Genomic DNA, 26,258 nt, shown 5'->3' with positions numbered 1-26,258 from the left:
AGATAAATTTCATCATCTCCAGGTAGAAAACTAGACTTCCACTGTCTTCAAATTTTCGGTGATCAGCAACGCGAGCCGTTCTGCAACTGCGTCCTTGGACATTTCGGGCCACTCGTCGACGCCTGATTTCGAGACGATTTTGACCCGATTGCGGTCGCCCCCCATAACCCCGCCGGCGTGACTGACATCGTTGGCGACGATGAAATCCGCGCCCTTCTTCTTCAATTTCGCCTCGGCGTTTTTCAGCACGTCCTGGGTTTCGGCGGCAAAACCGACCACCAGATATGGACGTTGCCGGTGGTGCCCGATGCCGGCGAGGATATCCGGGTTTTCGACCATCTGCAGCGCCGGGGGGCCTTCGCCAGCCACCTTCTTGATCTTTTCGCCCACCGAACTTTCGGTGCGCCAGTCGGCGACAGCGGCAACGAAGACGGCGGCATCGGCGGGAAGCAGTCGGGTAACCGCATCCTGCATCTGGCGTGCGCTCTCGACATGGACGGTGGAGACCCCGCCCGGATCCGCAATGGCGACCGGTCCGGACACCAGCCGCACATCGGCACCGAGCCTCGCTAGGGCGGCCGCGATCGCGTGTCCCTGCTTGCCCGAAGAGCGGTTGGCGATGTAACGCACCGGATCGATCGGCTCGTGGGTGGGGCCTGAGGTGACAATGATACGGCGGCCCGAAAGGGGTTTCGGCGCCGCGTCGAAAAATCCTTCGACGGCCGCCACGATGTCGAGCGGTTCAGCCATGCGGCCTTCGCCGGCCTCGTTGCTTTCCGCCATCTCGCCCTTCGCCGGGCCGATGAAACGGATCCCGTCCTTTTCCAGCGTTGCGCGGTTGCGGCGGGTGGCGGGATGCGCCCACATCCTCGGGTTCATCGCCGGCGCCATCAACACCTGCTTGTCGGTGGCCAGCAGCACGGTCGAGGCGAGATCGTTGGCGAGGCCGCCGGCGAGTTTTGCCATCAGATCGGCGGTCGACGGCGCGACGACCAGCAGGTCGGCTTCCCGCGACAGGCGGATATGGCCGACGTCATGTTCGGCGTGCCGGTCGAAAAGCGCGGTAAACACGTGATCGGCCGACAGCGCACCGACCGACAGCGGCGTAACAAATTGCTGCGCCGCCTCCGTCATCACGCACCGCACCAACGCTCCCCGCTCGCGTAGCCGGCGGATGAGGTCGAGGCATTTATAGGCCGCGATGCCGCCGCCGATGATGAGCAGGATGCGCTTGCCGGAAAGGGTCATGCCTGGACTTTCCATGGATTTATGATGTCGATCCCGCAATGCTCGAAATCCGCGACGTTTCTGGTGACGACCGCAAAACCACGAGTTGCGGCGGACGCGGCAATCTGGGCGTCCAACTCCTTGATCGGTCTGCCGGCGTGCTGTCGTCGCGCCACGATGCGGGCAAACTGCCGCGCGTCCACTTCGCCGAATGCAACGATTCTGGCTGCCGCCACCTGCGTGACAAATCCGTCGATGGTTGCCGTGAGTTGATCCCGCCGCTGGCCTTCCGGCAGCAATTCCAGGCCAAGTTGCAATTCGGCTATCACGATCGCGGACAGGAATATCTTCGTTGGATCGGTGGCTTTCAACCAGTCGACAACGCCGGCGTCTGGAACCGGTCGCGTGATTTCGGAGACAAGGTTCGTATCGACCAGATACATTGGTCAGTCTTGGAGATCGTCAAATATGGAAATAGTAGACGCGACGTCGCGGCGTTCGGGTACCTCCAGTTCGAAAGTCCCGTACTCTTCCCGAAGACGTGCGACGATGTCCCAGGCACTTCCGCCCTGTCGAATCTTTCGGCCTTCCAGGTCGTTCAGGCTCAACCCTTCGCGAACGACGACACGAATAATCGACCTTGCCTCCTCCTCCATGGATTTGCCGAGTTCAGCCGCCCGTATGCGAAGGTCGCGTTTGAGATCGTCTTCCACGTTCCTGATCGTCAAAGTGCCCATGACAGTCTCCACCATCTGGGATAAATGTAAGCATTGCTAGCATTGCAGTCAACGCTAGCAGATCATCCAATCTGCCACGCAATCCATATCAGCGTCAGTGCGATCACCCACAACGCGATGCGGCCCGAGCGCGTGTGTCGTGCTTCGGCCTTGCCTATCGCCTTCGCCGTCTCGGGATCGAAACGAAGGCCGTGTTCGGCCATCGCGTCGATTTCGCGCGACAGGCGTTCGGTACGGGCGGCGAGATCGGGCGCCTGGCGGGCGAGCGCCATCAGCGCATGCACGCCGTCGCGGGCGTCGGCCATCATGCCGCGCGGGCCGAGATTGCCGGCGATCCAGCCACCGACGACCGGCTCGGCCGTCTTCCACATATTGAAGGCGGGATCCAGGGTGCGGGCGACGCCTTCGACGACAACCATGGTTTTCTGCAGCAGCACCAGTTCGGTACGTGTTTCCATGTCGAAAAGCTCGGTCACTTCGAACAGCAGCGTCAGAAGCCGCGCCATCGAGATGGTCTCGGCCGGCTGGCCATGGATCGGCTCGCCAATGGCGCGGATGGCCTGGGCGAAAGCCGAGACATCGTGCCTGGAGGGGACATAACCCGCCTCGAAATGCACCTCGGCCACGCGGGTATAGTCGCGGGTTATGAAACCGTAGAGGATTTCGGCCAGAAAACGCCGCTCCTTCTTGCCAAGCCTACCGGAAATGCCGAGATCGACCGCGACGATGGTGCCGTCGGCATCGACGAACAGATTGCCGGGATGCATGTCGGCATGGAAGAAGCCGTCGCGTAGCGTATGGCGCAGGAACGACTGCACGAGGTTTGCGGCAATCGCCTTGAGATCGTGGCCGGCAGCGCGCAGCGCCTCGACATCCGACATCTTGATGCCGTCGATCCACTCCATGGTCAGCACGTCGCCGCCGGTGCGTTCCCAGTCGACCAGCGGGACGCGAAAGCCCGGATCGTCGGCAGTATTTTCGGCGAGGATCGAAAGCGCCGCCGCCTCGAGCCGCAGGTCCATCTCGATGCGGGTGGTCTGCGCCAGCGTCTCGGTCACTTCGACGGGACGCAGCCGCCGTGTCGACGGGAAATACTTTTCCTGCAGCCGCGCGGCGAGAAAATAGCTCTGCAGATCCTGGTGGAAGCGGCGGCGGACACCCGGCCGGATCACCTTGACCGCCACCTTCGCGGGCACGCCGTCGCGCAAAACTTCGGCCGGATGCACCTGGGCGATCGACGCGGCGGCGACCGGGTCGCCGAATTCGGTGTAGAGATCGCCTACAGGGCGGCCGAGCGAGCCCTCGATCAGCTTTGCCGCTTCCTCCTTCGGAAAGGTCTCCATCTTGTCCTGGAGCATGGCGAGGTCGACGGCGATGTCGTTGCCGACGACATCGGGCCTGGTCGCCAGGAACTGGCCGAGCTTCACATAAGACGGCCCGAGGCGGGCGACGGCATTGGCCAGCCGCTCGGAGCGGCCGCTGCGGCGCGAACGCGGCCGCGCCAAAAGCCTGGCGACGCGCCAGGCGAACCGCGGCACGCCCGGCAACTGGTCGCCGGGCAGCGCTGCGATCACGCCTTCGCGAACCAGCACCCAGCCCGCGCGAACCAGCCGGAAACCGGCGCCTATGGTGGTCATCCGGTCAGGACCCTCAAAGCTTCCAGCCCGAATGCAATGCGGCGATGCCGCCGGAATAGTTTCTGTAGGCGACGCGCTCGAACCCGGCACCGCGGATCATCGCGGCGAAATTCTCCTGGTTGGGGAATTTGCGGATCGATTCCACCAGATAGGCGTAGGGCTCGCCGTCGCCGGTCACCGCCTGGCCGATGCGTGGGATGGCATTGAACGACCAGGCCTCATAGGCCTTGTCGAGCAGCGGCATGTCGACCTCGGAAAACTCGAGGCAGAGGAAACGGCCACCCGGCTTGAGCACGCGACAAGCCTCGGCAAGCGCTGCCTCGATGCGCGGCACGTTGCGGATGCCGAAGGCGATCGTATAGGCGTCGAATGTCTCGTCGGCGAAGGGCAGTTCCTCCGCATTGGCCTCGACGAAATCGGTGCCGGCCGCCAGCCCCTGCTTTTCGGCGCGCTCACGGCCGACGGCAAGCATGGAGCCGTTGATGTCGAGCACCGTGGCATGCGCCTGGCCGCCGGATGCCTCGATGATGCGGAAGGCGATGTCGCCGGTGCCGCCGGCAACGTCGAGCACCTTCCAGCCCGCCCGCTTCGGCGGGTTGAGCCAGGCGACCAGCGCGTCCTTCCACAGGCGGTGGAGGCCACCCGACATCAGGTCATTCATCAGGTCGTAGCGATTGGCGACGCGATGAAAGACATCATTGACCAGCGACTGCTTGTCGCCGGCGCCGACCCGCCTGTAGCCGTAGGACGTTTCCATGCCGCCCGCGGCCGTCGTGCGCTGTTCTGACATTCTTGTGACCTGCCTAATTTCGGCGGGACCATAGCCGATCGGCATAGCCGGCGCTATTGTTTAAGGCGCGGTGAAGAGCCGCGCTCCAGATGCGCATGACGAGGATCTTTAATGGTTTTGAAAGCGGAGTTGCACTGCCACATCGAGGGTGCGGCAGCGCCGGACCTCGTCGTCAGACAGGCACAGAAATACGGCAAGGACGTCTCGTCCTTCATCAAGGACGGTGCTTTCGTCTGGCACGATTTCACCTCGTTCCTGGCCGCCTACGACGCGGCTTCCGACCTTTTCCGCACCGAGGAGGACTATGCGCGGCTGTCCGAGCACTATCTCACCAGCCTTGCGCGTGACGGCTGCATCTATTCGGAATTCTTCACGTCGCCCGACCATGCCTTGAAGGCAGGCCTCTCGCCCGCCGCCTACACCAACGCGCTCGGCGAAGGCATGCAACGCGCCAAGGCCAAGACCGGCATCGAAAGCCGCATGATCGTCACCGGCGTCCGCCACATCGGGGTCGAATCGATCGAGGCATCGGCGCGTTTCGCGGCAAAGTGCGGACACCCGCTGGTCACCGGCTTCGGCGTCGCCGGCGACGAGCGGATGGGCAACTTCGAAGATTATGTGCGGGCCTTCGAGATCGCGCGCGAGGCGGGGCTCGGCATCACCATCCATGCCGGAGAGCTCTGCGGCTGGGAAAGCGTGCAGGGCGCGCTCGATCACATAAGGCCGTCGCGCATCGGTCACGGCGTGCGGGCGATCGAGAACCCCGACCTGGTCAGGCGCATCGCCGACGAGGGCGTCGTGCTCGAATGCTGCCCCGGCTCCAACATCGCGCTCAGCGTGTTCGACAGTTTTGAAAACCACCCCTTCGTGAAACTCAGGGACGCCGGCTGCAAGGTGACGCTCAATTCGGACGACCCGCCTTATTTCTGGACGTCGCTGAAGCGTGAATACGAGATCGCGCGCGAGCACTTCCGCATGGACGACAAGGCTGCGACAGCCGTCACCCGCACGGCGATCGAGGCGGCTTTCGTCGACAGGAAGACCAAGGCTTCGCTGCTGGCGCGGCTGAACGGACCGGTGCAAGGACGCTGAGCCGACAAAGCTGTGGTTCCAGCACGCAGGCCGTTCCTAGCTTGCCGCGCAACCGCTACTATTGCGGCCAACCAGCGGCAGAAAATTCCAGGAGCAACATCATGAAGGGCGTGACCGTCGTCGACCATCCGCTTGTCCAGCACAAGCTCACCATCATGCGCGACAAGGAAACCTCGACGGCGAGCTTCCGGCGGCTGCTGCGCGAAATCTCGCTGCTGCTCGGCTACGAGGTTACCCGTGATCTCGAACTGACCACCAAGACCATCGAAACGCCGATCGAGACCATGGAAGCGCCGATCCTGGAAGGCAAGAAGCTGGTTTTCGCCTCGGTGCTGCGTGCCGGCAACGGCCTGCTGGAAGGATTGCTTGACCTAGTGCCGGCGGCGCGCGTCGCCCATATCGGCCTCTATCGCGATCATGAGACGCTGGAGGCGGTGGAATATTTCTTCAAGGCGCCGAGCGACCTTGCCGACCGGCTGGTGATCGTCGTCGACCCGATGCTGGCAACCGCCAATTCGGCGATCGCGGCGATCGACAAGCTGAAGGGCCGCGGCGCCACCAACATGCGCTATCTCTGCCTGCTGGCGGCACCCGAAGGCATCGAGCGCTTCACGAAAGCCCACCCCGACGTGCCGGTCTATACGGCGGCGATCGACAGGCAGCTCAATGAAAAGGGCTACATCGTGCCCGGTCTCGGCGACGCCGGCGACCGGTTGTACGGAACCAAGTGATGCGCCTGTGGGTTGCCTGTCTCCCCGTCCCGCGTTAGCGTTGCCGTGACGGGGAATGGAGAAATGCTCATGAAGATCATGGTTCCCTTTGTTCTGGCAGCCGGATTGTTCGCCGTTCTGCCGGCCCACGCCGACGACGCTTACGACAAATGCATGAAAGCCAGCGACGGCTCCAATACATCATGGGGCCAGTGTGGCGGCGATTGGATGGCGCGCGCGGACAAGGCGCTCAACGATACCTGGAAGAAGGTGCATTCCGAGATAGACGACGATGCGACCTCCAAAGCCCTGCTCGACGAGCAACGTGCCTGGAATTCCTACAAGGAAAAGTCCTGTCTCTTCTACGCCGGCGGCTATTTTGGCCGTGAGGGAGAGGTGCTGAGCTATCCGACCTGCCGGGCCGCGGTGATCGAGGCGCGAACCGCCGACCTCAAATCGTACTTCGAAGACACAGAGCCGAAATAACGACCGTTCACCGCTCGTTAACGCAACAGCACGGTTTCGGCCCGCCGAACTACGCCGGACGTTCGCGTTAAGCCGCCGGATAGGACAAAGCGCTACGATCCGGCCCGCTACCAGGGCGGGTCTGTGATGCGCAATTTTGTTATTCTCGGCATGGCTGTCGCCGCATCGGTGGCAATCCCGATGGCCTACCAGTCCGATCCCAAGGCTTTTCACCGCCTGCTGGCCCCGTCAGAGGAAGCCGCGACCGAAGCGGCCGAACCAGCGCCCACGCTGAAGGTTGTCGCAACGCCGGTGCCAGCCGCGCCGGAAGTGCTGCTCGGCAGGAAGGTAAAGGTGTCGGCCGATGAACGGGGCCATTTCGTCGCGGATTTCAAGCTGAACGGCCGCGCGGTCGAAGCGCTGGTCGACACGGGCGCCACGACGGTCGCGATCAACCGGTCGACGGCACGCCGCATCGGCATTTCGCTCGACAGGGACGACTTCAAATACGAGGTGCGGACGGCGAACGGCGTCACGCGTGCCGCGGGCATCGTCATCGAACGCATCCAGATCGGCCGCATCATGGTGGAGGATGTCCAGGCCGCGGTGCTGGAGGACACCGCGCTCGACGGCACGCTGGTCGGCATGAGCTTCCTCAACCGCCTGTCGAAATTCCACGTCGAGAACGGCGCACTGCTTCTGGTGCAGTAATGCAGTCGGCTCTCTCTTCTTGAGAAGCGGAACATCGCGTCCGCGCGCTGCGGAGACGTGGAAAGATTCTTCCCATTTCTCCACCTTTCTTGACAGAATCAAAGATTCTTCTCCATGATTTCAATGGCTTGTACGATTTTTGCAAAAATCGTCCATCCACACCCTTCGCCGCCTCCCGCATAATGACCGTGTTGTTCTCTGTGGGGGTCTGGGTGGCCACCGGGTTGACCAGGGAGAACGGCGGCGTCGGGACTGGCCTCGCTCCGGGTGCGAGGTTGGGGACGGTCAGGCGGCACCAAGGTGTTGCCGGATCGGGCTCCAAGGTTCCGGCTCACGTGGCACGGTGAGCTTACGGCCTTCGGGCACAGGGCGAGCCGGGCGGGGCAGCAACGCCGGCGGTGCGCGTCTTTCGGGCATCGTTACTGAAAACAGCGCTGTCGGTCCGTCCGGCAGGCGCGCACCGCCTCCCCCACACTTTTCACACGGGAGGCACGACAGCCTCCCAATGGCCAGGCCGGCAAAAACCGGAGCGTGGCAACGACGAAGCGCGTCTTGAGGAAATCGTGCCTGTCTGCCTCTCAAGGGAGGGCGATCAAGCACCCCGCAACCCAATCCTGCGGACAACCGATTTCTGTGGCGACGGGCGGGCGGGGCCGATCGTGTAGGCGGCCTGTATCGCGGCGACGGCAGCATCGGCATCGTTCTGCGTGCGTGCATGGATCAGTGCGAGCACATCGCCGCGGCGAACTTCGGCGCCGACCGGCAGCAGCCTGGTGACGCCAACCGCGTGATCGACCATATCGTCGGGCCGGGTGCGGCCACCGCCGAGCGCGACGACGGCGAGGCCGACCTCGCGCGTTGCGATGCCGGTGACGAAGCCGTGGCGGGCGGCGATGACCGGCCGTTCTTCCTGCGCGATCGCAAGATAGGTTCCGGCGTTCTCGACGAAATCCGTCGGGCCGCCAAGGGCGGCAACCATGCGGCCGAAATTTTCAGCCGCCTTGCCGTTTTCCAGCACCTCGGTGGCACGGGCAATGCCTTCCTGGTTGGAGCCGGCAATGCCGGTCGACTGCAGCATCTCCGCGGCCAGCGCCAAGGTGACTGCGAGCAGGCGCCGGTCCCGGTAGCGGCCGGTGAGGAAGTCGACGGCGTTCCTGACCTCGACCGCGTTGCCGGCGGCGGACGCCAGCGGCTCGTTCATGCCGGTGATCAACGCGGTCGTGTTCAGCCCCGCGCCGTTGGCAACCTCGACCAGGCTGGTCGCCAGTTCGGTGGCGTCGCGGCTCCTCGCCATGAAGGCGCCGTTGCCGAGCTTCACGTCCAGCACCAACGAACTGAGGCCGGCGGCGAGTTTCTTGGACAGGATCGAGGCGGTTATCAGCGGCACGGATTCGACCGTCGCGGTGACGTCGCGGATCGCATAGAAACGCTTGTCGGCCGGCGCCAGATCGGCCGTCTGGCCGATGATGGCGCAGCCCGCGTCGAGCACCGCCCTGCGAAACAGCGCATTGTCTGGCTGGCTGACATAGCCCGGTATGGAGTCCATCTTGTCTAGCGTGCCGCCGGTGTGGCCGAGGCCGCGGCCTGAGATCATCGGCACGTAGGCGCCACAGGCAGCCACGATCGGCGCCAGCATCAGCGAGACATTGTCGCCGACGCCACCGGTCGAGTGCTTGTCGGTGACCGGCCCGGGAAGCTCCGACCAATCGAGCACGTCGCCCGAATCGCGCATGGCTAGCGTCAGCGCAACCGCCTCGGCGCGGCTCATGCCATTGAAGAAGATCGCCATGGCGAGCGCCGAAATCTGGCCTTCGGTGACATCGCCGGACGTGATGCCGCGGACGAAAGTTCCGATCTCCTCCGCCGACAGCGGCAGGCTGTCACGCTTGCGGCGGATGATCTCCTGGGGGAGCATCGTCAGCCGGCACCTTTCGCCACGACGCTACCCATCCAGCAGCCCCTTGCCGAGCACCTCGCGCAGGATCGTCGCCAGTCGCCTGCCGCCAAGCGGCGCCATGTCCTTGGTTTCCTGGTGCGAAAGCTCCCCGCCGGTCATGCCGGCGGCGAGGTTGGTGATCACCGAACAGGCGGCGACGCGCAACCCATAGAAGCGCGCCAGGATGACTTCCGGCACCGTCGACATGCCGACGGCATTGGCGCCAAGGACACGCGCCATGCGGATCTCGGCCGGGGTCTCGAAGGACGGGCCGGAAAACCACATGTAGACGCCCTTGTGCAGGGAAGTCCCCGTGGCGCTTGCCGCCGTCTCGATCGCGGTACGGATACCGGCGTCGTAGGCCTCGGTCAGGCCGACGAAACGGCGGTCGGTCGGTTCGCCGAACAGCGGGTTCGAGCCTGAAAAATTGATATGGTCGGTGATCAGCATCACCGAACCGGGCGGCATGTCTGCCTCCAGCGAGCCTGCGGCGTTGGTCAGGATCAGGTGGGTAATGCCGATGCCCGCCAGGGTCTCGATCACCGGGCGCATGGCAGCGGCATTGCCATGTTCGTAATAATGGGCGCGACCGGCCAGCATCAGCACCGGCGTGCCGGCAAAGTGTCCGGCGACGACTTCGCCCGCGTGGCCGGTGACGCCGCTTTTCGGGAAACCCGGCAGGTCGGCGTAGGAAATGCGCACCGCGTTCTCGACCTCGTCGACGAGCCCGCCAAGGCCTGAACCCAGCACGAGGCCCACCGTGGGCGCCAATCCGTCGAGCCGCTCGACCAGATGATCGATTGCTTCCTTCATTTCAGCATCTCGCCCTGGAATCCGTAGGGCAGCATCTCGCCCATGGTGACGGTCTCGACGATGCCGTCATTGTCGCAAAGATGCAGCCTGGCTTCAGGCCGCGCGAATTCGGCCAATCGCTGGCGGCAACCGCCACAGGGCGTGATCCGCGCCATGCGTTCGGCAACGACGGCGATCTCGGCGATCTTGCCGCCGCCGGCCATGATGTAGTGGCCGAGAGCCGTGGTTTCGGCGCACCAGCCTTCCGGGTAGGAAGCAATTTCGATATTGGCGCCAGTGAAAATACGGCCGTCCTCGGTGCGGATCGCTGCACCCACCGGGAATTTCGAATAGGGCGCATAGGATTTCGCCATGGCCTCTCGAGCCGCGAGGAAGAGATCATGGGACATGGGGGACTCCGGCAGTCGGCAATCGGCAGTCGGCAGTCGGGAAATGCGAGCGACGTCTCGTTAACGTCGGTTTTCGTAGACGGACAACTTCATCCGACTGCCGACTGCCGACTGCCGACTGCCGCATCTCACCGTTCCTTCACGTAAGGCACGCCGCCGGCGCGCGGCGGGATCGCCTTGCCGATGAAACCGGCGAGAAGGATGATGGTCAGGATGAACGGCAGCGCGTTGATCAGCTGCACCGGCACCTTGCCGATGACCGGCCACGGCATGCCCTGGAAGCGGATCGAAGCCGCGTCGAGGAAGCCGAACAACAGGCAGGCGAACATCGCCGGCACCGGTTTCCACTTGGCAAAGATCAGGGCGGCGAGCGCGATATACCCCTTGCCGGCGGTCATGTCCTTGACGAAGCCCGCGTTCTGGGCGACCGACAGGTATGCCCCGGCAAGGCCGGTCAGGATGCCGGTACAGATTACGGCGCGATAGCGCAGCCAGGTCACCGAGATGCCGGCGGTGTCGACGGCGGCTGGGTTTTCTCCGACGGCGCGAAGCCGCAGGCCAAAGCGGGTGCGGAACAGCACCCACCAGGTGAACGGCACCATCAGGAAGGCGACGTAGACCAGCAGCGAATGGCCGGAGATGAGGTCGGAATAGATGGTGCCGATGACCGGCACATCGCGCAGCGCTTCGGCGCCGGGCAATTCGATGGCGCTGAAACGCGCATCGCCGGAAAGGGCCGGGGTACGGCCGCCCTGGCGGAACCACGCCTGGCCAAGGATGATCGTCGAGCCTGCGGCGATGAAATTGATGGCGACGCCCGAAACGATCTGGTTGCCGCGATGGGTGATGGAGGCGAAACCGTGCACCAGCGCCAGCAAGACGGCAATCGCCACGGCGGCGAGAAGCCCCACCCATGCCGAGCCGCTGACCGCAGCGGCCGAGGCGCCGGCAAAGGCGCCAGCCAGCATCTTACCTTCGAGGCCGATGTCGAAGATGCCGGCGCGCTCCGAATAGAGGCCGGCGAGGCAGGCAAGCAGCAACGGCACCGATACGCGGATGGTGGCATCGAGAAGCTGGACGAGCAGATCCATCTCAAGCGCCTCCGGTCTTGGCGGCCGGGATCCCCATGGAGCGCGGGCTGAGCGAGGCAAACAATGTCTGGATTGTCGGGCGGAACATATGCTCGAGCGCCCCGGCGAACAGGATGACCAGTCCCTGGATGATGACGATCATGTCGCGGCTGATGTTGGGCATCTCGAAGGCGAGTTCGGCGCCGCCCTGGTAGAGCATGCCGAACAGGATCGCGGCGGGCACGATGCCGATCGGGTGCGAACGGCCCATCAGCGCCACCGCGATGCCGACGAAGCCGGCGCCGGCGACGAAGTCGAGCGCCATGTGGTGCTGGTCGCCCATGATGGGATTGAGCGCCATCATGCCGGCAAGGCCGCCGGAGATCATCATGGCAATGATGGTGATGCGGCTTTCCGAAATGCCGGCATAGCGCGCCGCCTTCGGGCTGAAGCCGAAGGTGCGGATCTCGTAGCCGAGCCTGGTGCGCCAGATCAGCGCCCAGACGAACACCGCCATCACCAGCGCAAGCAGGAAGGAGATGTTGAGCGGCGCCGAACGCACCGACAGGCCGAGCGCCTCCAGAATGAAATTGAGCTTCGGCAGTTGGCCGCCATCGAGGAACTGCCGGGTCTGCGGGGCCTGCTCGGCAGCGGGCTTCAGCACGTTGACCAGCATGTAGACCATCACCGAGGCGGCGATGAAGTTGAACATGATGGTAGTGATGACGATGTGCGAGCCGCGCTTGGCCTGCAGATAGGCCGGAATCAGCGCCCACAACGCGCCGACAAGAGCGGCGCCGGCGATTGCTAATGGAAAGGTCAACCACCACGGCAGCACGCTGTCGAAGGCGAGCGCCACCAGCGAGACGCCGAGGCCGGCAATATAGGCCTGCCCCTCCCCGCCGATGTTGAAGAGGCCAGCATGAAACGCCACCGCGACGGCAAGGCCGGTGAAGATGAAGTTGGTCGCGTAGTAGAGCGTGTAGGCTATGTTCTGGCCGCTGCCGAAAGCGCCGTCGACCAGGATGACGGCGGCACGCAGCGGATTTTCTCCGACCAGAAGCACCACCAGGCCGGCCATGATGAAGGCGACCAGCAGATTGATGAGCGGGATCAGCCCGTAGTCGGCCCAGCCCGGCAGTTTTGCGTAGGGGGTGCTCACTCCGCGGCCTCCTTGTGCTCGACGCCGGCCATCAGCAGGCCGAGCTCGCCCTCGGTGGCGTCGGGGCCGCGTTCGCCGACGACGCGGCCGGCAAACATCACCAGGATGCGATCGGAAAGCGAGCGTATCTCGTCGAGTTCGACCGAGATCAACAGCACCGCCTTGCCTGCGTCGCGCATGGCGATCAGCCGCTTGTGGATGAACTCGATGGCGCCGACATCGACGCCGCGCGTCGGCTGGCCGACGATCAGCACGCCGGGATCCTGCTCCATCTCGCGGGCGAGCACGATCTTCTGCTGGTTGCCGCCGGAAAAATTGGCGGTCTTCAGCTTCGGGTTCCCCGGCCGGATATCGTATTTTTCGATCTTCTCTTTGGCATCGGCCATGATCGCGTCGATGTCGAGGAACGGGCCCTTAAGGTATTTCGGGTCGTCGTGATAACCGAGGATCGAGTTCTCGTTCTCCTCGAAGGCGAGCACCAGCCCGACATGGTGGCGGTCTTCCGGCACATGCGCCAGGCCGCGGTCGCGCAGTTCGCCAGGGTCGGCCACGCCGACGACGTCGATCGGCTTGCCGTCGAGCATGACGCTGCCCGACACGGCGCGGCGAACGCCCGATATGGCCTCGATCAGTTCCGACTGGCCGTTGCCGGCAACGCCGGCGATGCCGACGATCTCGCCGGCACGCACGTCGAAGGAGACGTCGTCGACCATGGTGACGCCGCGCGAATCCTTGACGGTCAGGTTCTTGACCGACAGCTTGAACCCACCGGACTTCGTCTCGCCCTTCTCGACGCGCAGCAGCACGCGGCGGCCGACCATCAGCTCGGCCAGTTCCTCGACGGTGGTCTCCGAGGTCTTGCGGGTGGCAACCATGGTGCCTTGGCGCATCACCGAGACGTTGTCGGTGATCGCCATGATCTCGCGCAGCTTGTGGGTGATGAGAACGATCGTCTTGCCCTGTTCCTTCAACTGCTTGAGGATGCGGAACAGATGGTCAGCCTCGGCCGGTGTCAGCACGCCGGTCGGCTCGTCGAGGATCAGGATCTCGGCGCCGCGGTAGAGCGCCTTGAGGATTTCCACGCGCTGCTGCAGCCCGACCGGCAGTTCCTCGATGACAGCGTCGGGATCGACCTCCAGGCCGTATTCGCGTTCCAGGCGCTCCAGTTCGGAGCGCGCCTTGGCGATCGAGGTCTTCAGCAAGGCCTCGCCCTCGGCGCCCAGGATGATGTTCTCGATCACCGTGAAATTCTGCACCAGCATGAAATGCTGATGCACCATGCCGATGCCGACCGCGATGGCGTCGTTGGGCGTCTTGATCAGCGTCGGCTTGCCGCCGACCTGGATCTCGCCGCTGTCGGCCTGGTAGAAACCGTAGAGGATCGACATCAGCGTCGACTTGCCGGCGCCGTTCTCGCCGATGATGCCGTGGATGGTGCCGCGCGGGATTTCCAGATGGATGTCGCGATTGGCATGCACCGCGCCGAAACTCTTGTTGATGCCGATGAGCTCGATTGCAGCTTCCGCCATACGCGGGCCCCACCTCTCCATTTTATTTTTATCGTTCGGTCAAATTTTTAACATGCCGGTGTTCCCTTGCCAATCGGCCCGGCCGCGCGACCACTCTCGACAAATCCCCGCCCGCTTGTCAATTTCGAAGCCATGACCAACCAGACAAATCACCCATCCGCGGCGACGCGCGACGCCTACAGGACCTTCCGCACCATCACAACCCGCTGGATGGACAATGACTGCTACGGCCACATGAACAATGTCGTGCATTATTCGCTGTTCGACACGGCGGTGAACGGCTGGCTGATCGAAAACGGCGCGCTCGACATCCATAAGGGCGAGCAGATCGGCTTCGTCGTCGAAACCGGCTGCCGGTATTTCGGCGAACTCGCCTTCCCGGACGTGGTGACTGCGGGCATCAGGGTCGCGAAACTCGGCTCATCCTCGGTGCGCTACGAAGTCGGGCTGTTCCGCAACGACGAGCAAGCGGCGGCCGCCGAAGGTTTCTTCGTGCATGTCTATGTCGACCGGACGACGCGGCGGCCAAAACCGCTCGACGACAGGCTGCGCGCCGCCTTGCAGGAGATCCAGTCATGATCATGCCCGCCGACCGGCTGACGACACTGGAAATCCGCCATACGGAACAGGAAAAGACCATCGAGGAACTTTCCGCGCAGATCGCCGAGCAGTGGAAGACGATCGAACGGCTGCAGAAGAAACTCGATACACTGGCCGAGCGGTTCCTGGCGCTGGAGGAGCAGAGCGCCCCGGAAACCCCAATCACCAAGCCGCCGCACTGGTGAACCCGCCGGCCAGACCCTCTTAACTCTTTATTGCAGAGGCGCTAATATAATACAAAGCGCCAGGGTGGCTTGCTGGGATGACGACGGAACCGGACCGCATTGCACGCGCAGGCAATTATGTGCTCGGCCTGATGGACGACGCAGAGCGCGACCGCGCCGAACGCGACCTCGAGATAGACCCGGACTTTCGGGATGCGGTAATCGACATCGCCGAACGCATGCACATGTTCGACGTAGCCGTGCCGCCGGGAGACACTGCTGACGCATCGTGGAATGCGATCGCCACGCGGATCGCCGACATGCCGCAGATGCGGCCGGCTTTCGAAACCGGCGATTGGTCGCGGCGAGCCGCGGAAACCAGACCGATAGGAGCCAACCGCAAGGCTTCGCAGCCTGTCGGGACCATTGCCGGCCCTTTGCCCCGCCGGCTTGCCGCATTCATGGTAGCGGGATTGCTCGCCGCTTTCGCCGCCGGCTATCTCACCGGCACAGGCTGGCTGTTCTGATCCAGCCAATTCCTGCATCCGATGCCTGGATCGACCACAGGGCGGCCGCCTGGCCCCGTCCTGGTCAAGGACCTTGGCGAAACGGCCGGCGGCCTGAACCGACCTCGTTAACCGATCGTCAATCATACGTTCGCGTGGGCGCCGACAGTCGTGCCAATTTGATTCGGATTCAGTCTTTGTTGGTAATTTCTCGTTAGTAAATCGGGCCGGTGCGGTCCGGTGGATTTGGGTATCTGTCCGCGGTCGCTTTGTTCTGCGTACGGGTTCAGATGCGTTCACTAGCCTTCCTTCTTTTCGCCTGCCTCGCGTTGAGCGGCTGCACCTCAAGTTCCGGCCTGGAAGAGGCTCTGCAGGTCCAGCGCCCGTCGACGGAAGTGACGAGTTCGATCGGCAGCGTCCCAGACGGGCCGGTGCCTCCCGTCGAGGTTGGCGCCGCCGTCACGCGCGACTTGGCCGCCCCGCGGGAGATACCCAGCCGGCAGGCGATGGCTGTCGTGGCTCCGGAAATCGAGACGGCGCCGCAGGTCGAGCCGATCGCATTGGTGCCGCCGGAAAAGCCTTCGGTCCGCACACGGCCCTTCGTCCCCGGTGAAATCTACAGCCGCCGTTTTCGCGACGCCAAGCCGATCAACTTCGGCAAGTCCTCACCCAAGCAGCTTGCGGTCCACGGCGTCGACGTCTCGCGCTGGCAAGGCGACATAGACTGGGCCAGGCTTCGCACCCAGGGGGCCAATTTCGCCTATATCAAGGCCACCGACGGCGGCGACCATCTCGACCCGATGTTCAAGAAAAACTGGCGCGCCGCGGGCCAGGCCGGCCTGAGGCGGGGAGCCTATCACTTCTTCTACTGGTGCCGCACGGCCGGCGAGCAGGCCGACTGGTTCATCCGCAACGTCCCGAAGGCCGAAAACGCGCTACCGCCCGTCATCGACGTGGAATGGAATGGCGAGTCGCGCTGCAGGAAACGCCCTTCACGCGAGCGCGTGCTGGAGAAAATGCAGGTTTTCATGGACAAGCTGGAGCGGCACTACGGCCAGCGCCCCATCATCTACACCGCTCCCGATTTCTATCGCGACAATCTGAAGGGTGCGTTCCTCGACTACCCGTTCTGGCTGCGCTCGGTCGCGGCGCATCCATCGAAGGTCTATCCGGGCCGCAAGTGGGTGTTCTGGCAGTACTCCGGGTCCGGCCTCTCACATGGCGTGAAAGGCCAGATCGACCTCAACGTCTTCCACGGAAGCGAAAAGACCTGGCACAACTGGCTTGCCACAAATTCGGGCTGACGCGTAGCGCCTCGGCCTGCCGGCGTATCGCAAAAGTTCTGCCCAGCGCGACGGCTTCGTGTATAAGCAGCGGCCGAGCGTCTGGTTCGGGACAGGAGCAGAACATGCCGCCGATCGAGTTGTTCATCGCATTTCTCGCCACGACGGCGATCTTCGCCTTCATTCCTGGCCCAGCCATGCTCTATGCCGCGGCCCAGACTCTGGCACGTGGCCGATGGTCCGGCCTGATGGCGTCGTTGGGCATCCATCTCGGTTGCTATGTGCACGTTATAGCAGCGGCAGCCGGCCTCTCGGTGCTTTTCCACGCCGTGCCGGTGCTTTATATGGTCGTGAAGTTTGCCGGCGCCGCCTATCTGGTATGGTTGGGCATATCGATGTTCCGCACCCGGGCACAAGGCGATGTGGCGATGCCGGGTTTCGAATCTAAATCCGGCCGCCGCGCCTTCTTCGAAAGTATCACCGTTGAGGTCCTCAATCCCAAGACGGCAATTTTCTTCGTTGCCTTCCTGCCGCAATTCATCGACGCCTCGGCGGACTTTCCCGTCTGGATCCAACTCATCGTTCTTGGCACGATCGTCAACTTCATGTTCTCGTCGGCCGACGTGATTGGCGTGCTACTGGCGGGCGCGTTGATGACACAGCTGCGGCGCTCAAGTCGCGCCCAACGCCTCACGCAGCGCGCAGGCGGTGCGATGCTTGTCGGACTGGGCGTCAATCTCGCCCTTCAGAAAAGCTGATTTCGCGGGCGCCAATCTGACGGGCATCGCTGCGAGTGCTGCTGGCAGAACCGCGACACCGCCGGCCTTTAGTTCACCGGCTCATGCATCTGCGACTGCCTGACCCGCGCCTCCTTGGCCTCCTGGATCATCGGCCACCACTGGTCAAGCAGCTTGCGGCCGGTCTCCTTGAGGTCGATCCCCTCGAAGGCGGCACGCGCCTCGACGGCGACGATCGGCCGGCCTAGTTGCCGCGCGATCGCGGTCACCCGTACATGTTCGCCTGCCAGGCGCCTGAGTTCCGAAATATCCCGTTGAGTCCAACGACGAGACGAACGTTGCCGCATTTTCTTGGCTCCAAAGCTCCGCACGCGGCGTCGCCGCGTTTCCAGAGCCCAGGCCGGATGAACTGCCCCTAAGGGCCCACGTACATCTGAGCGTTCCTCATTGTGCTACAGACCCCCCATAAGAGGCAACACATTTGATGATGTTCTTCCGAATGTTTTTTCAAACGTGATGAATGTCAGTCTCCTTGGGGTCGCCGGGTGCTTCCGGAAAGGGCGCCGGGACTGACGGTGGCGCATGTCCAGCAGGCTGTCGTCGCGCACCTGCCCGGGGATCTGTTTCCCGGCGACGCAAAATCAGGCTGGTGGATGAAAGCGGTGCAGCTCGACCTCGAAGCCAAGGGCCTCATCGCCCGCGAGACGGTCTCGCCGTTGCGGCTGCACAAGGCGTAGGACAGCGGCACGCCGGTGCCGGGAGCGGATAATTTCACAGCTCCGCAAGGAAACGTTCAAGAACGTGTCACAGACGCATTCTAGATGGAGAGAGCCCCTTTCGTTCTCAAGGACAGGTCGATGCGAATGATTCAACGGCGCGGTTTTCTGTTTGGCAGCGCAGCCGCGGCAGCAGGCGCGCTCGCAATGAAATCGGCACTGGCCGAAACCGTCACCTTGCCGGCGGCAAACGCCGCGGCGCCGGCAAGCGACGCGAATTACTGGGCCACCGTGCAGGATCTCTATGAAGTCGACCGCTCGATCGCCAATCTCGAGAACGGCTATTGGGGCATCATGGCGCGGCCGGTGATGGAAACCTACATCGAGCAGACACAGCGCGTGAACCGGCAGAATTCCGTCTATGCGCGCAGCGGGTTCGGCAAGGATTTCGACGACGTCCGCAACCGTCTGGCCGCCGCCGCAGGCGTGCTGCCGGAAGAGATCGCGCTGACGCGCGGCGCCACCGAGGCGTTGCAGATCCTGATCTCCGGCTACAACAAGCTGCAGCCCGGCGACACCATCCTCTATTCCGACCTAGACTACGATTCGATGCAATACGCCATGAAGGCGTTGCAGGGCCGCCGCGGCGTCGAGCTGAAGACATTCTCGATCCCCGAGCCGGCAACCCGCGAGGCCGTGCTTGCGGCCTACGAGAGCGTGCTCGATGAAACGCCCAAGGCAAAGCTGCTCTTGCTGACACATCTATCGCACCGCACCGGGCTGGTCATGCCGGTCCGTGAGATCGCCGACATGGCGCGCGCCAAGGGCGTCGACGTGATCGTCGACGCGGCCCACTCCTGGGGGCAGATTCCCTTCGGCGCGGGTGACCTGGGTGCGGATTTCGTCGGCTTCAACCTGCACAAATGGATCGGCGCGCCGGTCGGCATGGGTTTCTTCTATATCCGCAAGGGCCGACTCGCCGACATCGACGTGCATATGGGCGACGAGGACTGGCCGGCCGACGACATCCGCTCACGCGCCCACACCGGCACCCTCAATTTCGCCGCGGCACTCAGCGTTCCGGCGGCGCTCGACCTGCATGAACAGATCGGCTCGCCGGCAAAACATGCGCGGCTTTCCTATCTGCGCGACTATTGGGTCGGCAAGGTCCGCTCGATCGGGACATTGGAGATCCTGACGCCGGACGATGCCAGCATGCATGCCGGCATCACCTCGTTCCGCGTCAAGGGCAAGACCGGCAAGGATGACAACAACGCCATCGTTGCCAGGCTGCGCGACGAATTCAAGGTGCTCACGGTCCGCCGGGCCGGCGTGGCCAACGGCCAGTGCATCCGGGTATCGCCGGCGCTCTATACGACGGAAACGGAACTCGACCGCCTCGTCGCGGCGTTGACGACAGTGGCCGCTTCCTGAAAGAACGCGTGGCGGGCTATTCCTTTTGCCGTGGATCGCGAAGGAAGCTGGCTCCGCCGGCGAGGCGGCTATCCGATCGCCTTGTCCATCAGGATCAGCGGGTCGCCCTCCACGATCATGCGTTCGGTCACATTCCAGCCCAGCGCGTGATAGAACGGCTCGGCATCTTCCGTGTAGAGATGGAGCTTGCCGCAGCCGACCTTTGCCGCGTGATGCTCCACCGCCCCCACCAGCGACCGGCCAATTCCGAGCCTGCGATAAGGCGATGCTACGACCAGCCCGGCGAGCCACGGGGTGACGTCGTGAAGTGCTGCAATCTCCCGCCGCACAAACAGGCAGGTGCCGATCGGCCGGCCGTCCGCTTCCGCCACGAATGCCGCCTCATAGCCGTCGCCGCGCAAAAGGTCGAAGAGGCCGGCGGCATCCTCGTCCAGCGAGCGCTTTCCGTCGGAGAAGAACGCCGCATAGCGGAGCGCGGCGATCACCGCGATGTCGGTGGCGAGAAGTGGGCGGACGGAATGCTGCAAGGCGAACCTCATCCAGGGTGAGGCTCGATGTTAACCGGTCCGTGTTAAAAAAAGAAACCGCCGGGCTTTCACCCGGCGGTCTGTCATTCAGCCGAAGCCGCCGATCAGTACGGGCAGGCGTTGTCCGACATGTAGTCGTGCACCTGGACCGTGCCGGCGATGATATCGGCCTTGGCCTTTTCGGCCGCCGCTTTCATCTCCTCGGTGACGAGGTCCTTGTTGTTGTCGTCCATCGCATAGCCGACACCGTCTTCCTTAAGGCCGAGATTGTTGATGCCGGCCGTGAACTTGCCGTCCTTGGCATCCATGAAGGCGTTGTAGACGGCGACGTCGACCCGCTTGACCATCGAGGTCAGGATCTTGCCGGGCTGCAGGCCGTTCTGGTTGGAATCGACGCCGATGCCGAGCTTGCCGGCATCCGCAGCGGCCTGCAGGACGCCGACACCGGTGCCGCCGGCCGCCGCGTAGACGACATCGGCGCCCTGGTCGATCTGCGACTTGGCGATTTCGCCGCCCTTGGTCGGGTCGTTCCAGGCCGCCGGCGTATCGCCGGTCATGTTCTGGATGACGTCGGTCGCGCCGGCCGCCTTGGCGCCGCCGACATAACCGCAGCCGAACTTGCGGATCAGCGGAATGTCCATGCCGCCGACGAAGCCAACCTTCTTGGATTTCGAAGCCATCGCCGCAAGCACGCCGACGACATAGGAGCCCTCATGCTCCTTGTAGACGACCGAGCGGACGTTCGGCTTGTCGACGACCATGTCGATGATGGCGAACTGCAGGTCCGGGAACTCGACTGCAACCTTCTCCAGCGCCGCGGCCCAGGAGAAACCGGCCATGATGATCGGGTTATTGCCGTCCTCGGCAAACTTGCGCAGCGCCTGTTCGCGCTGGGCGTCGTTCTGGATCTCGAAATCGCGATAGGCGATGCCGGTTTCGGTCTTGAACTTCTCGGCGCCGTTGTAGGCGGCCTCGTTGAAGGATTTGTCGAACTTGCCGCCGAGATCATAGATGATCGCCGGCTTGATGTCCGCGGCGAAGGCCGAGGCGGACAGTGCAGTGGCGGCCAGAAGGCCGAGTACGATACGCTTCATGTGATCCACACCCTGTTGGTTATTTTTCCAATTGGGTGCCGCCCCCGCGACCACGCTCCCCGGTTGCTCGGCGGCACATGGCGGAAGTCGCTCCTCCCGCTCATTGGACCAATCTTGCACGGCCAAAAAGAAAATTCACGTGGAATTTTGACCTTTTGGAAAACAGCGATGCTGTTCCGGGAGGCGCGGTTAACGGCGTTTTCTCAGGCCGAGGCGGTTGCCGGAATGGCGCATTCGACGCCGGTGCCCTTCAGGTTGCAATAACCGTACGGATTCTTCGACAGATATTGCTGGTGATCCTCCTCGGCGAAGTAAAGGACGGGCGCCGGGGCGATCTCGGTGGTGATCTTGCCGCGGCCGGCCTTCTTCAGTTCCGCTTCGTAGGCGTCGCGGGAGGCGATCGCCGCATTCAGCTGCTCGTCGCCATAGGTATAGATGGCCGACCGGTAGGTCGTGCCGACGTCGTTGCCCTGGCGCATCCCTTGCGTCGGGTCATGCGCCTCCCAGAAGATCTTCAGCAGGTCGTTGTAGGACACAATCTTCGGATCGAAGACGACCAGCACCACCTCGGCGTGGCCGGTCAGGCCGGTGCAGGTCTCCTGGTAGGTCGGATTCGGCGTCACGCCGCCGGCATAACCGACCGCGGTCACCCAGACGCCTTCGGTCTGCCAGAACAGGCGCTCCGCCCCCCAGAAGCAACCAAGGCCGAACAATGCCTTTTCCATGCCTTCCGGATAAGGCCCTTGCAGTGGACGCTTGGATACATGGTGTTTGTTCGCGGTCGGGATCGCGGTGGCGCGGCCGGGCAGCGCTTCCTCGCGTTTCGGCAGATTGAGCTTCTTGTTCAGCATGTCGCTCAGGAAAAACATCGAATTCTCCCTTGGTTTTTCGAATTTGGGCCTGGATTCAACGAAAAATCCGGCGTTTGGCGGATATCAGGCTTGTATCGCGAAGCGTCCGGCGCGGCGTTCTGGCCTGCGTCCGATCGCATAGAAAAGCAGCGCCAGGGCTCCGAAGACGGCAAATCCCGGCAGCCCGAGGACAAACAGCGCAACCGGATCCCAGGCCAGGGGATGTATATAGTGACGCACGTTCTGTTCGGCGAGCATCAGCAGGTCTGGCAGGGTTTCTGCCCAGCTTTCGCCGAGCGGCGTGGTGACCAGCGCCGACGCCGCGATCGAGCGCGTCGCATCGAGCACCGCCATTATCGCCGCCACCGAAAGCGCTATCATCGCCAGAAGGCGGAACAGGAAACGGATCATGCTGACCTGGCCAGGTTTCCGGAATTGCCGGGTTTTCCGACCGCAGACATAGGACTGGCGACGGTCATGCGCAATCGTCACACGGGAATTTGACGGCGTGTTGACCCGTCAGGCTGCCGAGCGACGCCTGCGAAGTCCACGCCACAGAGCGAAGATGCCACCGCCGACCGCTCCCGCCACCAGGCCCGCAAACCCGAGGAAGAAGGCGAAATAGCCGCAGGCGCCTTCGAAGCAGCTGATGTTGTTGATTTCCACGAGGCCGATGCCTGCCAGCAAGCCGGCGCCGAAGCCGAGCACGCCACCCAGAACGACGCCGAGCAATGCGAGGGCCGCCAGCACCAGAAACGACGGCCTTGTCCCCGCCACCGGCCCGGTCTGGACGGCGGCGGCACTCAAGGCGTCACCGGCAACGCTTCTCGAAGCGCCTCGCGCCAGTTGGATGCAGAACAGGCCGATGGCGACCTCGACGCCTACCCTGGCCAGGGCTTCGAAGCTGAAACCGAAATCCGGAACGATCAACACATAGGCCTGTATCAGGAGCGACCAGGCGATATCGGCGATCTGCCAAAAGATGAAGTTGCGGGGAAAGTGCGGCGAACGGCGCAGCGCGAGCGCCAGAACATAAGATCCCCACAGGATCGTTACGGCCGACGCGGCAATGGTCGCATAGATGAAATAAGCAATGCTTGCGGGCAACTGGTTGTCGAAGATCACCGGCCAGGACGACCAGATGCCATAGGCGCAGAGCGCCATGACGACCGCCACCCACCCGGCCGGCAGGTAAAGCAGCCACGGATCGCCGCCGCCAGGCCCACGGCGGCCATCTGCCGGTCCGTCGATCGTCGTCATTCGCCAGCGCCCCCAAACCCTGACGAAGGAACCGCCGCGCCAAACCGATGTCAAGCGGGCACAGCCCCGGATATCTGCGGCTCGCAGGCTTTGCTGGCAAAAGATGCGCCCGCGGCGGGCTTGGCATTTGGCGAACTATCGACTAGATGAGCCCGGCGCGCTGCCAGCGATGGCGTCGCGTCCGCGGAGAGGTGGCCGAGTGGTTGAAGGCGCACGCCTGGAAAGTGTGTTTACGGGAGACCGTAACGCGGGTTCGAATCCCGCTCTCTCCGCCAGATATATCTGAAATCGTTAGACAATCCGGCTTCCTCCCTCCCTTGCGTACAAATTGGCGCACAACGCCACCCTCGCCGGGAGATTTCAGTGATAGCATCAACAAAACGCGGTAGCATGTCGGCAAAGCGCCGGCAGCACATTTTCAGCGAGCGCTGCACCAGCCACAACGTTGCACCGTGCATCACTTGTGGCCGGCCGATCCACCGGCACACCGACCGCTGGATAATCGAGCACGTCCGCGCCCTTGGCCTGTTGGGGTCGGACACAAACCCGAACTGCGGGCCGGCGCATTACGAATGCGGTCTGGAGAAAACCGCCAAGCAGGACTTGCCCAGGATAGCCAAAGCAAAGCGCCAGGGCGCGAAAATGTCCCGTCACCAGCCTTTGCCCCCGGCGCGTCTCTATCATCTCGCTTCTCCTCGGATCGTGCGCTAGAAACCATCCGAGGTAAGGGAGGGGTCGATGAAACAGGATTGGGATAACATCCGCAGGCATAAATATGCCCCGGATGAAACTCCGGATTATTGGCCGGAAGGTGTGAAGGGCATTAGCCAAAACGGCTTGTCGCTTCTAGGCGTCCATACAGCAACAAACCAACTCTACTGGGACGGCCAGCCGCTCGTAACTGAAAGACGGCTTGCAACATTTGAAAGGGCAATGGCGCTAGCAGTCACCATTGCCACCGTGATTGTGGCTGTTGTCGAGGTGGCACGGACGTTCGGGTGGAGCGCGTGACTCGACCGTTACGGCTGGAACCAGAGACGATTATACAATGAACGCTGGGAGTTAAGTAGGATGAACGAGTCCTATGAGCTTATAGGTCGCATACTTAGCCACCTCCAAGCGCGCGGTTTGCGGCGGACTGATCTGTGGCTAGTGGATTTGTACGGAGGCACGCTTCCAGACGGCGACGCCGAGGAGCATGAACTGCTATTTGGCGATGTCATGAATTGGCTTATCAAAGAGGGAGCGGTCACGATTATCGAGGAAATCCCCGGAACCACTGACGAGAGCGGTTTCATGGGCACACAACTAACTTCCCGTGGCCTCGCCATGATGCAGACGCCTACTGGTGGCGAGTTGCCAAAACCCACGATCCAAGAGACAATTGCCACCCCGGACGCGTCACTCGGTGCCTCGACATACGTTAAGATCGGTTCGCTGTTTGGCGGCCTGCTAGGCGGGTTCACAAAATCCATCTCATAGAAAAGCCCGTCAGGGCGAACCGTGGCGGGCTTTCAAATAAGGCTTCAGGCTAGGCGCTCACTTGGTTAGGCCGCGAAGGGCGACCTAGGCGCTCATCAAACTTTGCGACCTCAACATCGCGCACAGCCGCCGCTGCCATCGCGGCTAAGTCCGCCAGGCACATATCATCACACATGTCTGCCTCGAACGCTAAGACCGTCCACGCGCGTTTAGCAACATCCTGCGGCGCCGTTGGCGTAGCCGCCTTAGCCACGTTCACCGCAGCTTGCTCATAGGCACTTATCCAGGAAGAAATATCTTCCAGCATACAGCCAGCATCATTGTAGCTATACGATTCATCCATGAAGAAGCGCGGTTGCGAGCAGAACCCGGAGATCACGTCTCCCAGCGTGTGCATCACATCCCGGATGTCAAAGAGTTCCTTCATGCTCAGGCCGCGAAGTGCGGCCATATCAATTGAACTAGTCAATGGCCCGTTGGGTGCTAGTGGGTCCCGCACTATGCTAGCGTCGTTAAAAGCTGCATTGCTGGCGATCATGTTCATTTCTGTTTTCCCTCCAGAAAACGAATCACCCGCCGCCTTTTTCTGATTCTGCGGCTTGCGGCTCTCATTATGGTTAACGGATTTCTTGGGCATGCCTTCGGCGGCTGCCCGAACAGGTTTGTTCGGCATTTCTGCGTCTCCTTGTAATGAATTCGTAACACTGATACGATAATCAGTGGAAACACATAGTCAAGAAAAATCGTAACGGTGTTCTGAAATGCTAGCAGTGCAATGCAAAATGGCTAGGGTGGCGCTTAGCCTCGGCATCCGGGATTTGGCCGAACTGGCCAAAGTTTCTCCAGACACAATCGCTCGTCTGGAGCGGGGCGAGGAACTCAAGGAGCGGACCGTCGAGGCCATTCGCGCGGCGCTAGAGGCCGCAGGCGTCCAGTTCATCCCTGAGAATGGCGGCGGGCCAGGTGTGCGTCTCAAGGGCGCGTGACACGACCGTTACAGAGCCCCTGAAAGCCCGAGGGCGCCGTCTATGACTGGAAGCCCGGACGGTATATTCTGCCGTTTCCTAAAACGGGGGGTGGGTAATGGTCGGCATTCTAGGCTTTGTCTATGCGATTGCGCTCATATTACTTGGGGCGAATAACTTCACTTGGTGGACGATATTTATTGGCGCGATAGGTGGGACGGTCCTTTATCTAATGATGCGCCCCACCATCATTATGCAGGATATTCAACAGGGAAGCGCGGTTGGAAGCCTCACAATGTACTACGTGGCCCAAGTCGCGACCGCTGCAATTTTGTTCGGGATCGGGCGCGCGGCTAGTCAGGTATTCTAAC

The 26,258-nt window shown here is 62.7% G+C and carries 33 protein-coding genes and 1 tRNA gene; 16 read left to right on the top strand and 18 right to left on the bottom strand.

Annotated features, from left to right (window positions below):
* Window positions 1-30 precede the first annotated feature (30 nt).
* The 5 genes from coaBC to ubiE all read right to left on the bottom strand — a co-directional run bounded on the left by coaBC (window position 31) and on the right by ubiE (window position 4,391).
* Window positions 31-1,248: a bifunctional phosphopantothenoylcysteine decarboxylase/phosphopantothenate--cysteine ligase CoaBC gene (coaBC, locus tag OHD58_RS07335; protein WP_263802428.1), complete on the bottom strand. Its 1,218-nt coding sequence runs from the start codon at window positions 1,246-1,248 to the stop codon at window positions 31-33.
* Entirely contained in the window at window positions 1,245-1,670 is a 426-nt protein-coding gene (locus OHD58_RS07330; RefSeq protein ID WP_263802427.1) for a type II toxin-antitoxin system VapC family toxin, read from the bottom strand. The genes coaBC and OHD58_RS07330 overlap by 4 nt, the downstream gene beginning before the upstream one ends.
* Before the next feature lie 3 nt (window positions 1,671-1,673).
* Window positions 1,674-1,964 (bottom strand): FitA-like ribbon-helix-helix domain-containing protein, encoded by a 291-nt coding sequence (locus OHD58_RS07325; RefSeq protein WP_263802426.1) that lies wholly within the window; start codon window positions 1,962-1,964, stop codon window positions 1,674-1,676.
* Window positions 1,965-2,026: 62 nt separating this feature from the next.
* Complete coding sequence (ubiB, locus tag OHD58_RS07320) at window positions 2,027-3,601, bottom strand: 2-polyprenylphenol 6-hydroxylase (protein ID WP_263802424.1); 1,575 nt, start codon at window positions 3,599-3,601, stop codon at window positions 2,027-2,029.
* A gap of 13 nt (window positions 3,602-3,614) precedes the next feature.
* Window positions 3,615-4,391, bottom strand: a complete 777-nt coding sequence (gene ubiE / locus OHD58_RS07315; protein ID WP_263802423.1) for a bifunctional demethylmenaquinone methyltransferase/2-methoxy-6-polyprenyl-1,4-benzoquinol methylase UbiE — start codon at window positions 4,389-4,391, stop codon at window positions 3,615-3,617.
* 111 nt (window positions 4,392-4,502) lie between these two features.
* Between ubiE and OHD58_RS07310 the strand changes: the two genes are divergently transcribed.
* From OHD58_RS07310 to OHD58_RS07295, 4 genes are all read left to right on the top strand, one after another.
* Window positions 4,503-5,483 (top strand): adenosine deaminase, encoded by a 981-nt coding sequence (locus tag OHD58_RS07310; protein WP_263802422.1) that lies wholly within the window; start codon window positions 4,503-4,505, stop codon window positions 5,481-5,483.
* Between the two features lie 101 nt (window positions 5,484-5,584).
* Window positions 5,585-6,214 (top strand): uracil phosphoribosyltransferase, encoded by a 630-nt coding sequence (gene upp / locus OHD58_RS07305; RefSeq protein WP_263802421.1) that lies wholly within the window; start codon window positions 5,585-5,587, stop codon window positions 6,212-6,214.
* 69 nt (window positions 6,215-6,283) lie between these two features.
* Window positions 6,284-6,679 (top strand): lysozyme inhibitor LprI family protein, encoded by a 396-nt coding sequence (locus tag OHD58_RS07300; RefSeq protein WP_263802419.1) that lies wholly within the window; start codon window positions 6,284-6,286, stop codon window positions 6,677-6,679.
* Window positions 6,680-6,805: 126 nt separating this feature from the next.
* Window positions 6,806-7,369 carry a TIGR02281 family clan AA aspartic protease gene (locus OHD58_RS07295; protein ID WP_318528240.1) on the top strand — a complete coding sequence of 188 codons (564 nt, stop codon included), beginning with the start codon at window positions 6,806-6,808 and terminating at the stop codon, window positions 7,367-7,369.
* Between the two features lie 592 nt (window positions 7,370-7,961).
* Here the strand turns inward: OHD58_RS07295 and deoA are convergent.
* From deoA to OHD58_RS07265, 6 genes are all read right to left on the bottom strand, one after another.
* Window positions 7,962-9,284 (bottom strand): thymidine phosphorylase, encoded by a 1,323-nt coding sequence (deoA, locus tag OHD58_RS07290; RefSeq protein WP_263802417.1) that lies wholly within the window; start codon window positions 9,282-9,284, stop codon window positions 7,962-7,964.
* Between the two features lie 27 nt (window positions 9,285-9,311).
* Window positions 9,312-10,118: a purine-nucleoside phosphorylase gene (locus OHD58_RS07285; RefSeq protein ID WP_263802416.1), complete on the bottom strand. Its 807-nt coding sequence runs from the start codon at window positions 10,116-10,118 to the stop codon at window positions 9,312-9,314.
* On the bottom strand, window positions 10,115-10,507 hold the full coding sequence (gene cdd / locus OHD58_RS07280; protein ID WP_263802415.1) for a cytidine deaminase: 393 nt from the start codon (window positions 10,505-10,507) through the stop codon (window positions 10,115-10,117). Before cdd ends, OHD58_RS07285 begins: the two co-directional genes overlap by 4 nt.
* 128 nt (window positions 10,508-10,635) lie before the next feature.
* On the bottom strand, window positions 10,636-11,598 hold the full coding sequence (locus OHD58_RS07275) for an ABC transporter permease (RefSeq protein ID WP_263802414.1): 963 nt from the start codon (window positions 11,596-11,598) through the stop codon (window positions 10,636-10,638).
* A gap of 1 nt (window position 11,599) precedes the next feature.
* Window positions 11,600-12,739, bottom strand: coding sequence for an ABC transporter permease (locus tag OHD58_RS07270; RefSeq protein ID WP_263802413.1), 1,140 nt, complete (start codon window positions 12,737-12,739; stop codon window positions 11,600-11,602).
* Window positions 12,736-14,268, bottom strand: a complete 1,533-nt coding sequence (locus OHD58_RS07265; protein ID WP_263802412.1) for an ABC transporter ATP-binding protein — start codon at window positions 14,266-14,268, stop codon at window positions 12,736-12,738. The genes OHD58_RS07270 and OHD58_RS07265 overlap by 4 nt, the downstream gene beginning before the upstream one ends.
* Window positions 14,269-14,400: 132 nt before the next feature.
* Here OHD58_RS07265 and OHD58_RS07260 point away from each other — a divergent pair, with 132 nt between their 5' ends.
* The 5 genes from OHD58_RS07260 (at window position 14,401) to OHD58_RS07240 (ending at window position 17,579) form a co-directional block, all read left to right on the top strand.
* Entirely contained in the window at window positions 14,401-14,847 is a 447-nt protein-coding gene (locus OHD58_RS07260; RefSeq protein WP_263802411.1) for an acyl-CoA thioesterase, read from the top strand.
* The gene (locus OHD58_RS07255; protein WP_412177173.1) at window positions 14,844-15,053 is read left to right on the top strand and encodes a SlyX family protein; all 210 of its coding nucleotides are present in this window, start codon (window positions 14,844-14,846) and stop codon (window positions 15,051-15,053) included. Before OHD58_RS07260 ends, OHD58_RS07255 begins: the two co-directional genes overlap by 4 nt.
* 77 nt (window positions 15,054-15,130) lie before the next feature.
* The gene (locus tag OHD58_RS07250) at window positions 15,131-15,559 is read left to right on the top strand and encodes a hypothetical protein (RefSeq protein ID WP_263802410.1); all 429 of its coding nucleotides are present in this window, start codon (window positions 15,131-15,133) and stop codon (window positions 15,557-15,559) included.
* 269 nt (window positions 15,560-15,828) lie between these two features.
* Window positions 15,829-16,842 carry a glycoside hydrolase family 25 protein gene (locus OHD58_RS07245; protein ID WP_263802409.1) on the top strand — a complete coding sequence of 338 codons (1,014 nt, stop codon included), beginning with the start codon at window positions 15,829-15,831 and terminating at the stop codon, window positions 16,840-16,842.
* A gap of 104 nt (window positions 16,843-16,946) precedes the next feature.
* Complete coding sequence (locus OHD58_RS07240) at window positions 16,947-17,579, top strand: LysE family translocator (RefSeq protein ID WP_263802408.1); 633 nt, start codon at window positions 16,947-16,949, stop codon at window positions 17,577-17,579.
* 68 nt (window positions 17,580-17,647) lie between these two features.
* Here OHD58_RS07240 and OHD58_RS07235 read toward each other — a convergent pair whose 3' ends face one another.
* The gene (locus OHD58_RS07235) at window positions 17,648-17,827 is read right to left on the bottom strand and encodes a hypothetical protein (protein ID WP_263802406.1); all 180 of its coding nucleotides are present in this window, start codon (window positions 17,825-17,827) and stop codon (window positions 17,648-17,650) included.
* A 276-nt stretch (window positions 17,828-18,103) separates the two neighbouring features.
* Here OHD58_RS07235 and OHD58_RS07230 point away from each other — a divergent pair, with 276 nt between their 5' ends.
* Both OHD58_RS07230 and OHD58_RS07225 read left to right on the top strand, forming a co-directional pair.
* Window positions 18,104-18,295 carry a DUF6958 family protein gene (locus OHD58_RS07230; protein ID WP_263802405.1) on the top strand — a complete coding sequence of 64 codons (192 nt, stop codon included), beginning with the start codon at window positions 18,104-18,106 and terminating at the stop codon, window positions 18,293-18,295.
* 120 nt (window positions 18,296-18,415) lie between these two features.
* Window positions 18,416-19,708, top strand: coding sequence for an aminotransferase class V-fold PLP-dependent enzyme (locus tag OHD58_RS07225; RefSeq protein ID WP_263802403.1), 1,293 nt, complete (start codon window positions 18,416-18,418; stop codon window positions 19,706-19,708).
* 68 nt (window positions 19,709-19,776) lie between these two features.
* Here the strand turns inward: OHD58_RS07225 and OHD58_RS07220 are convergent, their stop codons facing one another.
* From OHD58_RS07220 to OHD58_RS07200, 5 genes are all read right to left on the bottom strand, one after another.
* On the bottom strand, window positions 19,777-20,235 hold the full coding sequence (locus OHD58_RS07220; RefSeq protein WP_263802402.1) for a GNAT family N-acetyltransferase: 459 nt from the start codon (window positions 20,233-20,235) through the stop codon (window positions 19,777-19,779).
* A gap of 104 nt (window positions 20,236-20,339) precedes the next feature.
* A complete protein-coding gene (locus tag OHD58_RS07215; RefSeq protein ID WP_263802401.1) occupies window positions 20,340-21,329 on the bottom strand; it encodes a BMP family lipoprotein in 990 nt (329 codons plus the stop codon).
* A gap of 203 nt (window positions 21,330-21,532) precedes the next feature.
* Window positions 21,533-22,198 carry a peptide-methionine (S)-S-oxide reductase MsrA gene (gene msrA / locus OHD58_RS07210; protein WP_263802400.1) on the bottom strand — a complete coding sequence of 222 codons (666 nt, stop codon included), beginning with the start codon at window positions 22,196-22,198 and terminating at the stop codon, window positions 21,533-21,535.
* 66 nt (window positions 22,199-22,264) lie between these two features.
* Window positions 22,265-22,591, bottom strand: coding sequence for a hypothetical protein (locus tag OHD58_RS07205; RefSeq protein ID WP_263802399.1), 327 nt, complete (start codon window positions 22,589-22,591; stop codon window positions 22,265-22,267).
* A gap of 108 nt (window positions 22,592-22,699) precedes the next feature.
* On the bottom strand, window positions 22,700-23,440 hold the full coding sequence (locus tag OHD58_RS07200; protein WP_263802398.1) for a hypothetical protein: 741 nt from the start codon (window positions 23,438-23,440) through the stop codon (window positions 22,700-22,702).
* Window positions 23,441-23,625: 185 nt separating this feature from the next.
* Between OHD58_RS07200 and OHD58_RS07195 the strand changes: the two genes are divergently transcribed.
* From OHD58_RS07195 to OHD58_RS07185, 3 genes are all read left to right on the top strand, one after another.
* Window positions 23,626-23,715: transfer RNA gene (locus OHD58_RS07195), tRNA-Ser, on the top strand.
* Window positions 23,716-24,178: 463 nt separating this feature from the next.
* Window positions 24,179-24,451, top strand: a complete 273-nt coding sequence (locus OHD58_RS07190; RefSeq protein WP_263802397.1) for a hypothetical protein — start codon at window positions 24,179-24,181, stop codon at window positions 24,449-24,451.
* 60 nt (window positions 24,452-24,511) lie between these two features.
* On the top strand, window positions 24,512-24,922 hold the full coding sequence (locus OHD58_RS07185; protein ID WP_263802396.1) for a hypothetical protein: 411 nt from the start codon (window positions 24,512-24,514) through the stop codon (window positions 24,920-24,922).
* A gap of 49 nt (window positions 24,923-24,971) precedes the next feature.
* Here OHD58_RS07185 and OHD58_RS07180 read toward each other — a convergent pair whose 3' ends face one another.
* Window positions 24,972-25,595 carry a hypothetical protein gene (locus OHD58_RS07180; RefSeq protein ID WP_263802395.1) on the bottom strand — a complete coding sequence of 208 codons (624 nt, stop codon included), beginning with the start codon at window positions 25,593-25,595 and terminating at the stop codon, window positions 24,972-24,974.
* An 88-nt stretch (window positions 25,596-25,683) separates the two neighbouring features.
* Here OHD58_RS07180 and OHD58_RS07175 point away from each other — a divergent pair, with 88 nt between their 5' ends.
* Both OHD58_RS07175 and OHD58_RS07170 read left to right on the top strand, forming a co-directional pair.
* A complete protein-coding gene (locus OHD58_RS07175; protein ID WP_412177172.1) occupies window positions 25,684-25,908 on the top strand; it encodes a helix-turn-helix domain-containing protein in 225 nt (74 codons plus the stop codon).
* 97 nt (window positions 25,909-26,005) lie between these two features.
* Entirely contained in the window at window positions 26,006-26,257 is a 252-nt protein-coding gene (locus tag OHD58_RS07170) for a hypothetical protein (protein ID WP_263802393.1), read from the top strand.
* Window position 26,258: the final 1 nt, after the last annotated feature.

The sequence above is a fragment of the Mesorhizobium sp. ZC-5 genome (genome assembly GCF_025753855.1).
GTDB lineage: Bacteria > Pseudomonadota > Alphaproteobacteria > Rhizobiales > Rhizobiaceae > Neomesorhizobium.
Note: the sequence above shows the minus strand (reverse complement) of the source record. Positions and strands in the feature narration are given on the sequence as shown.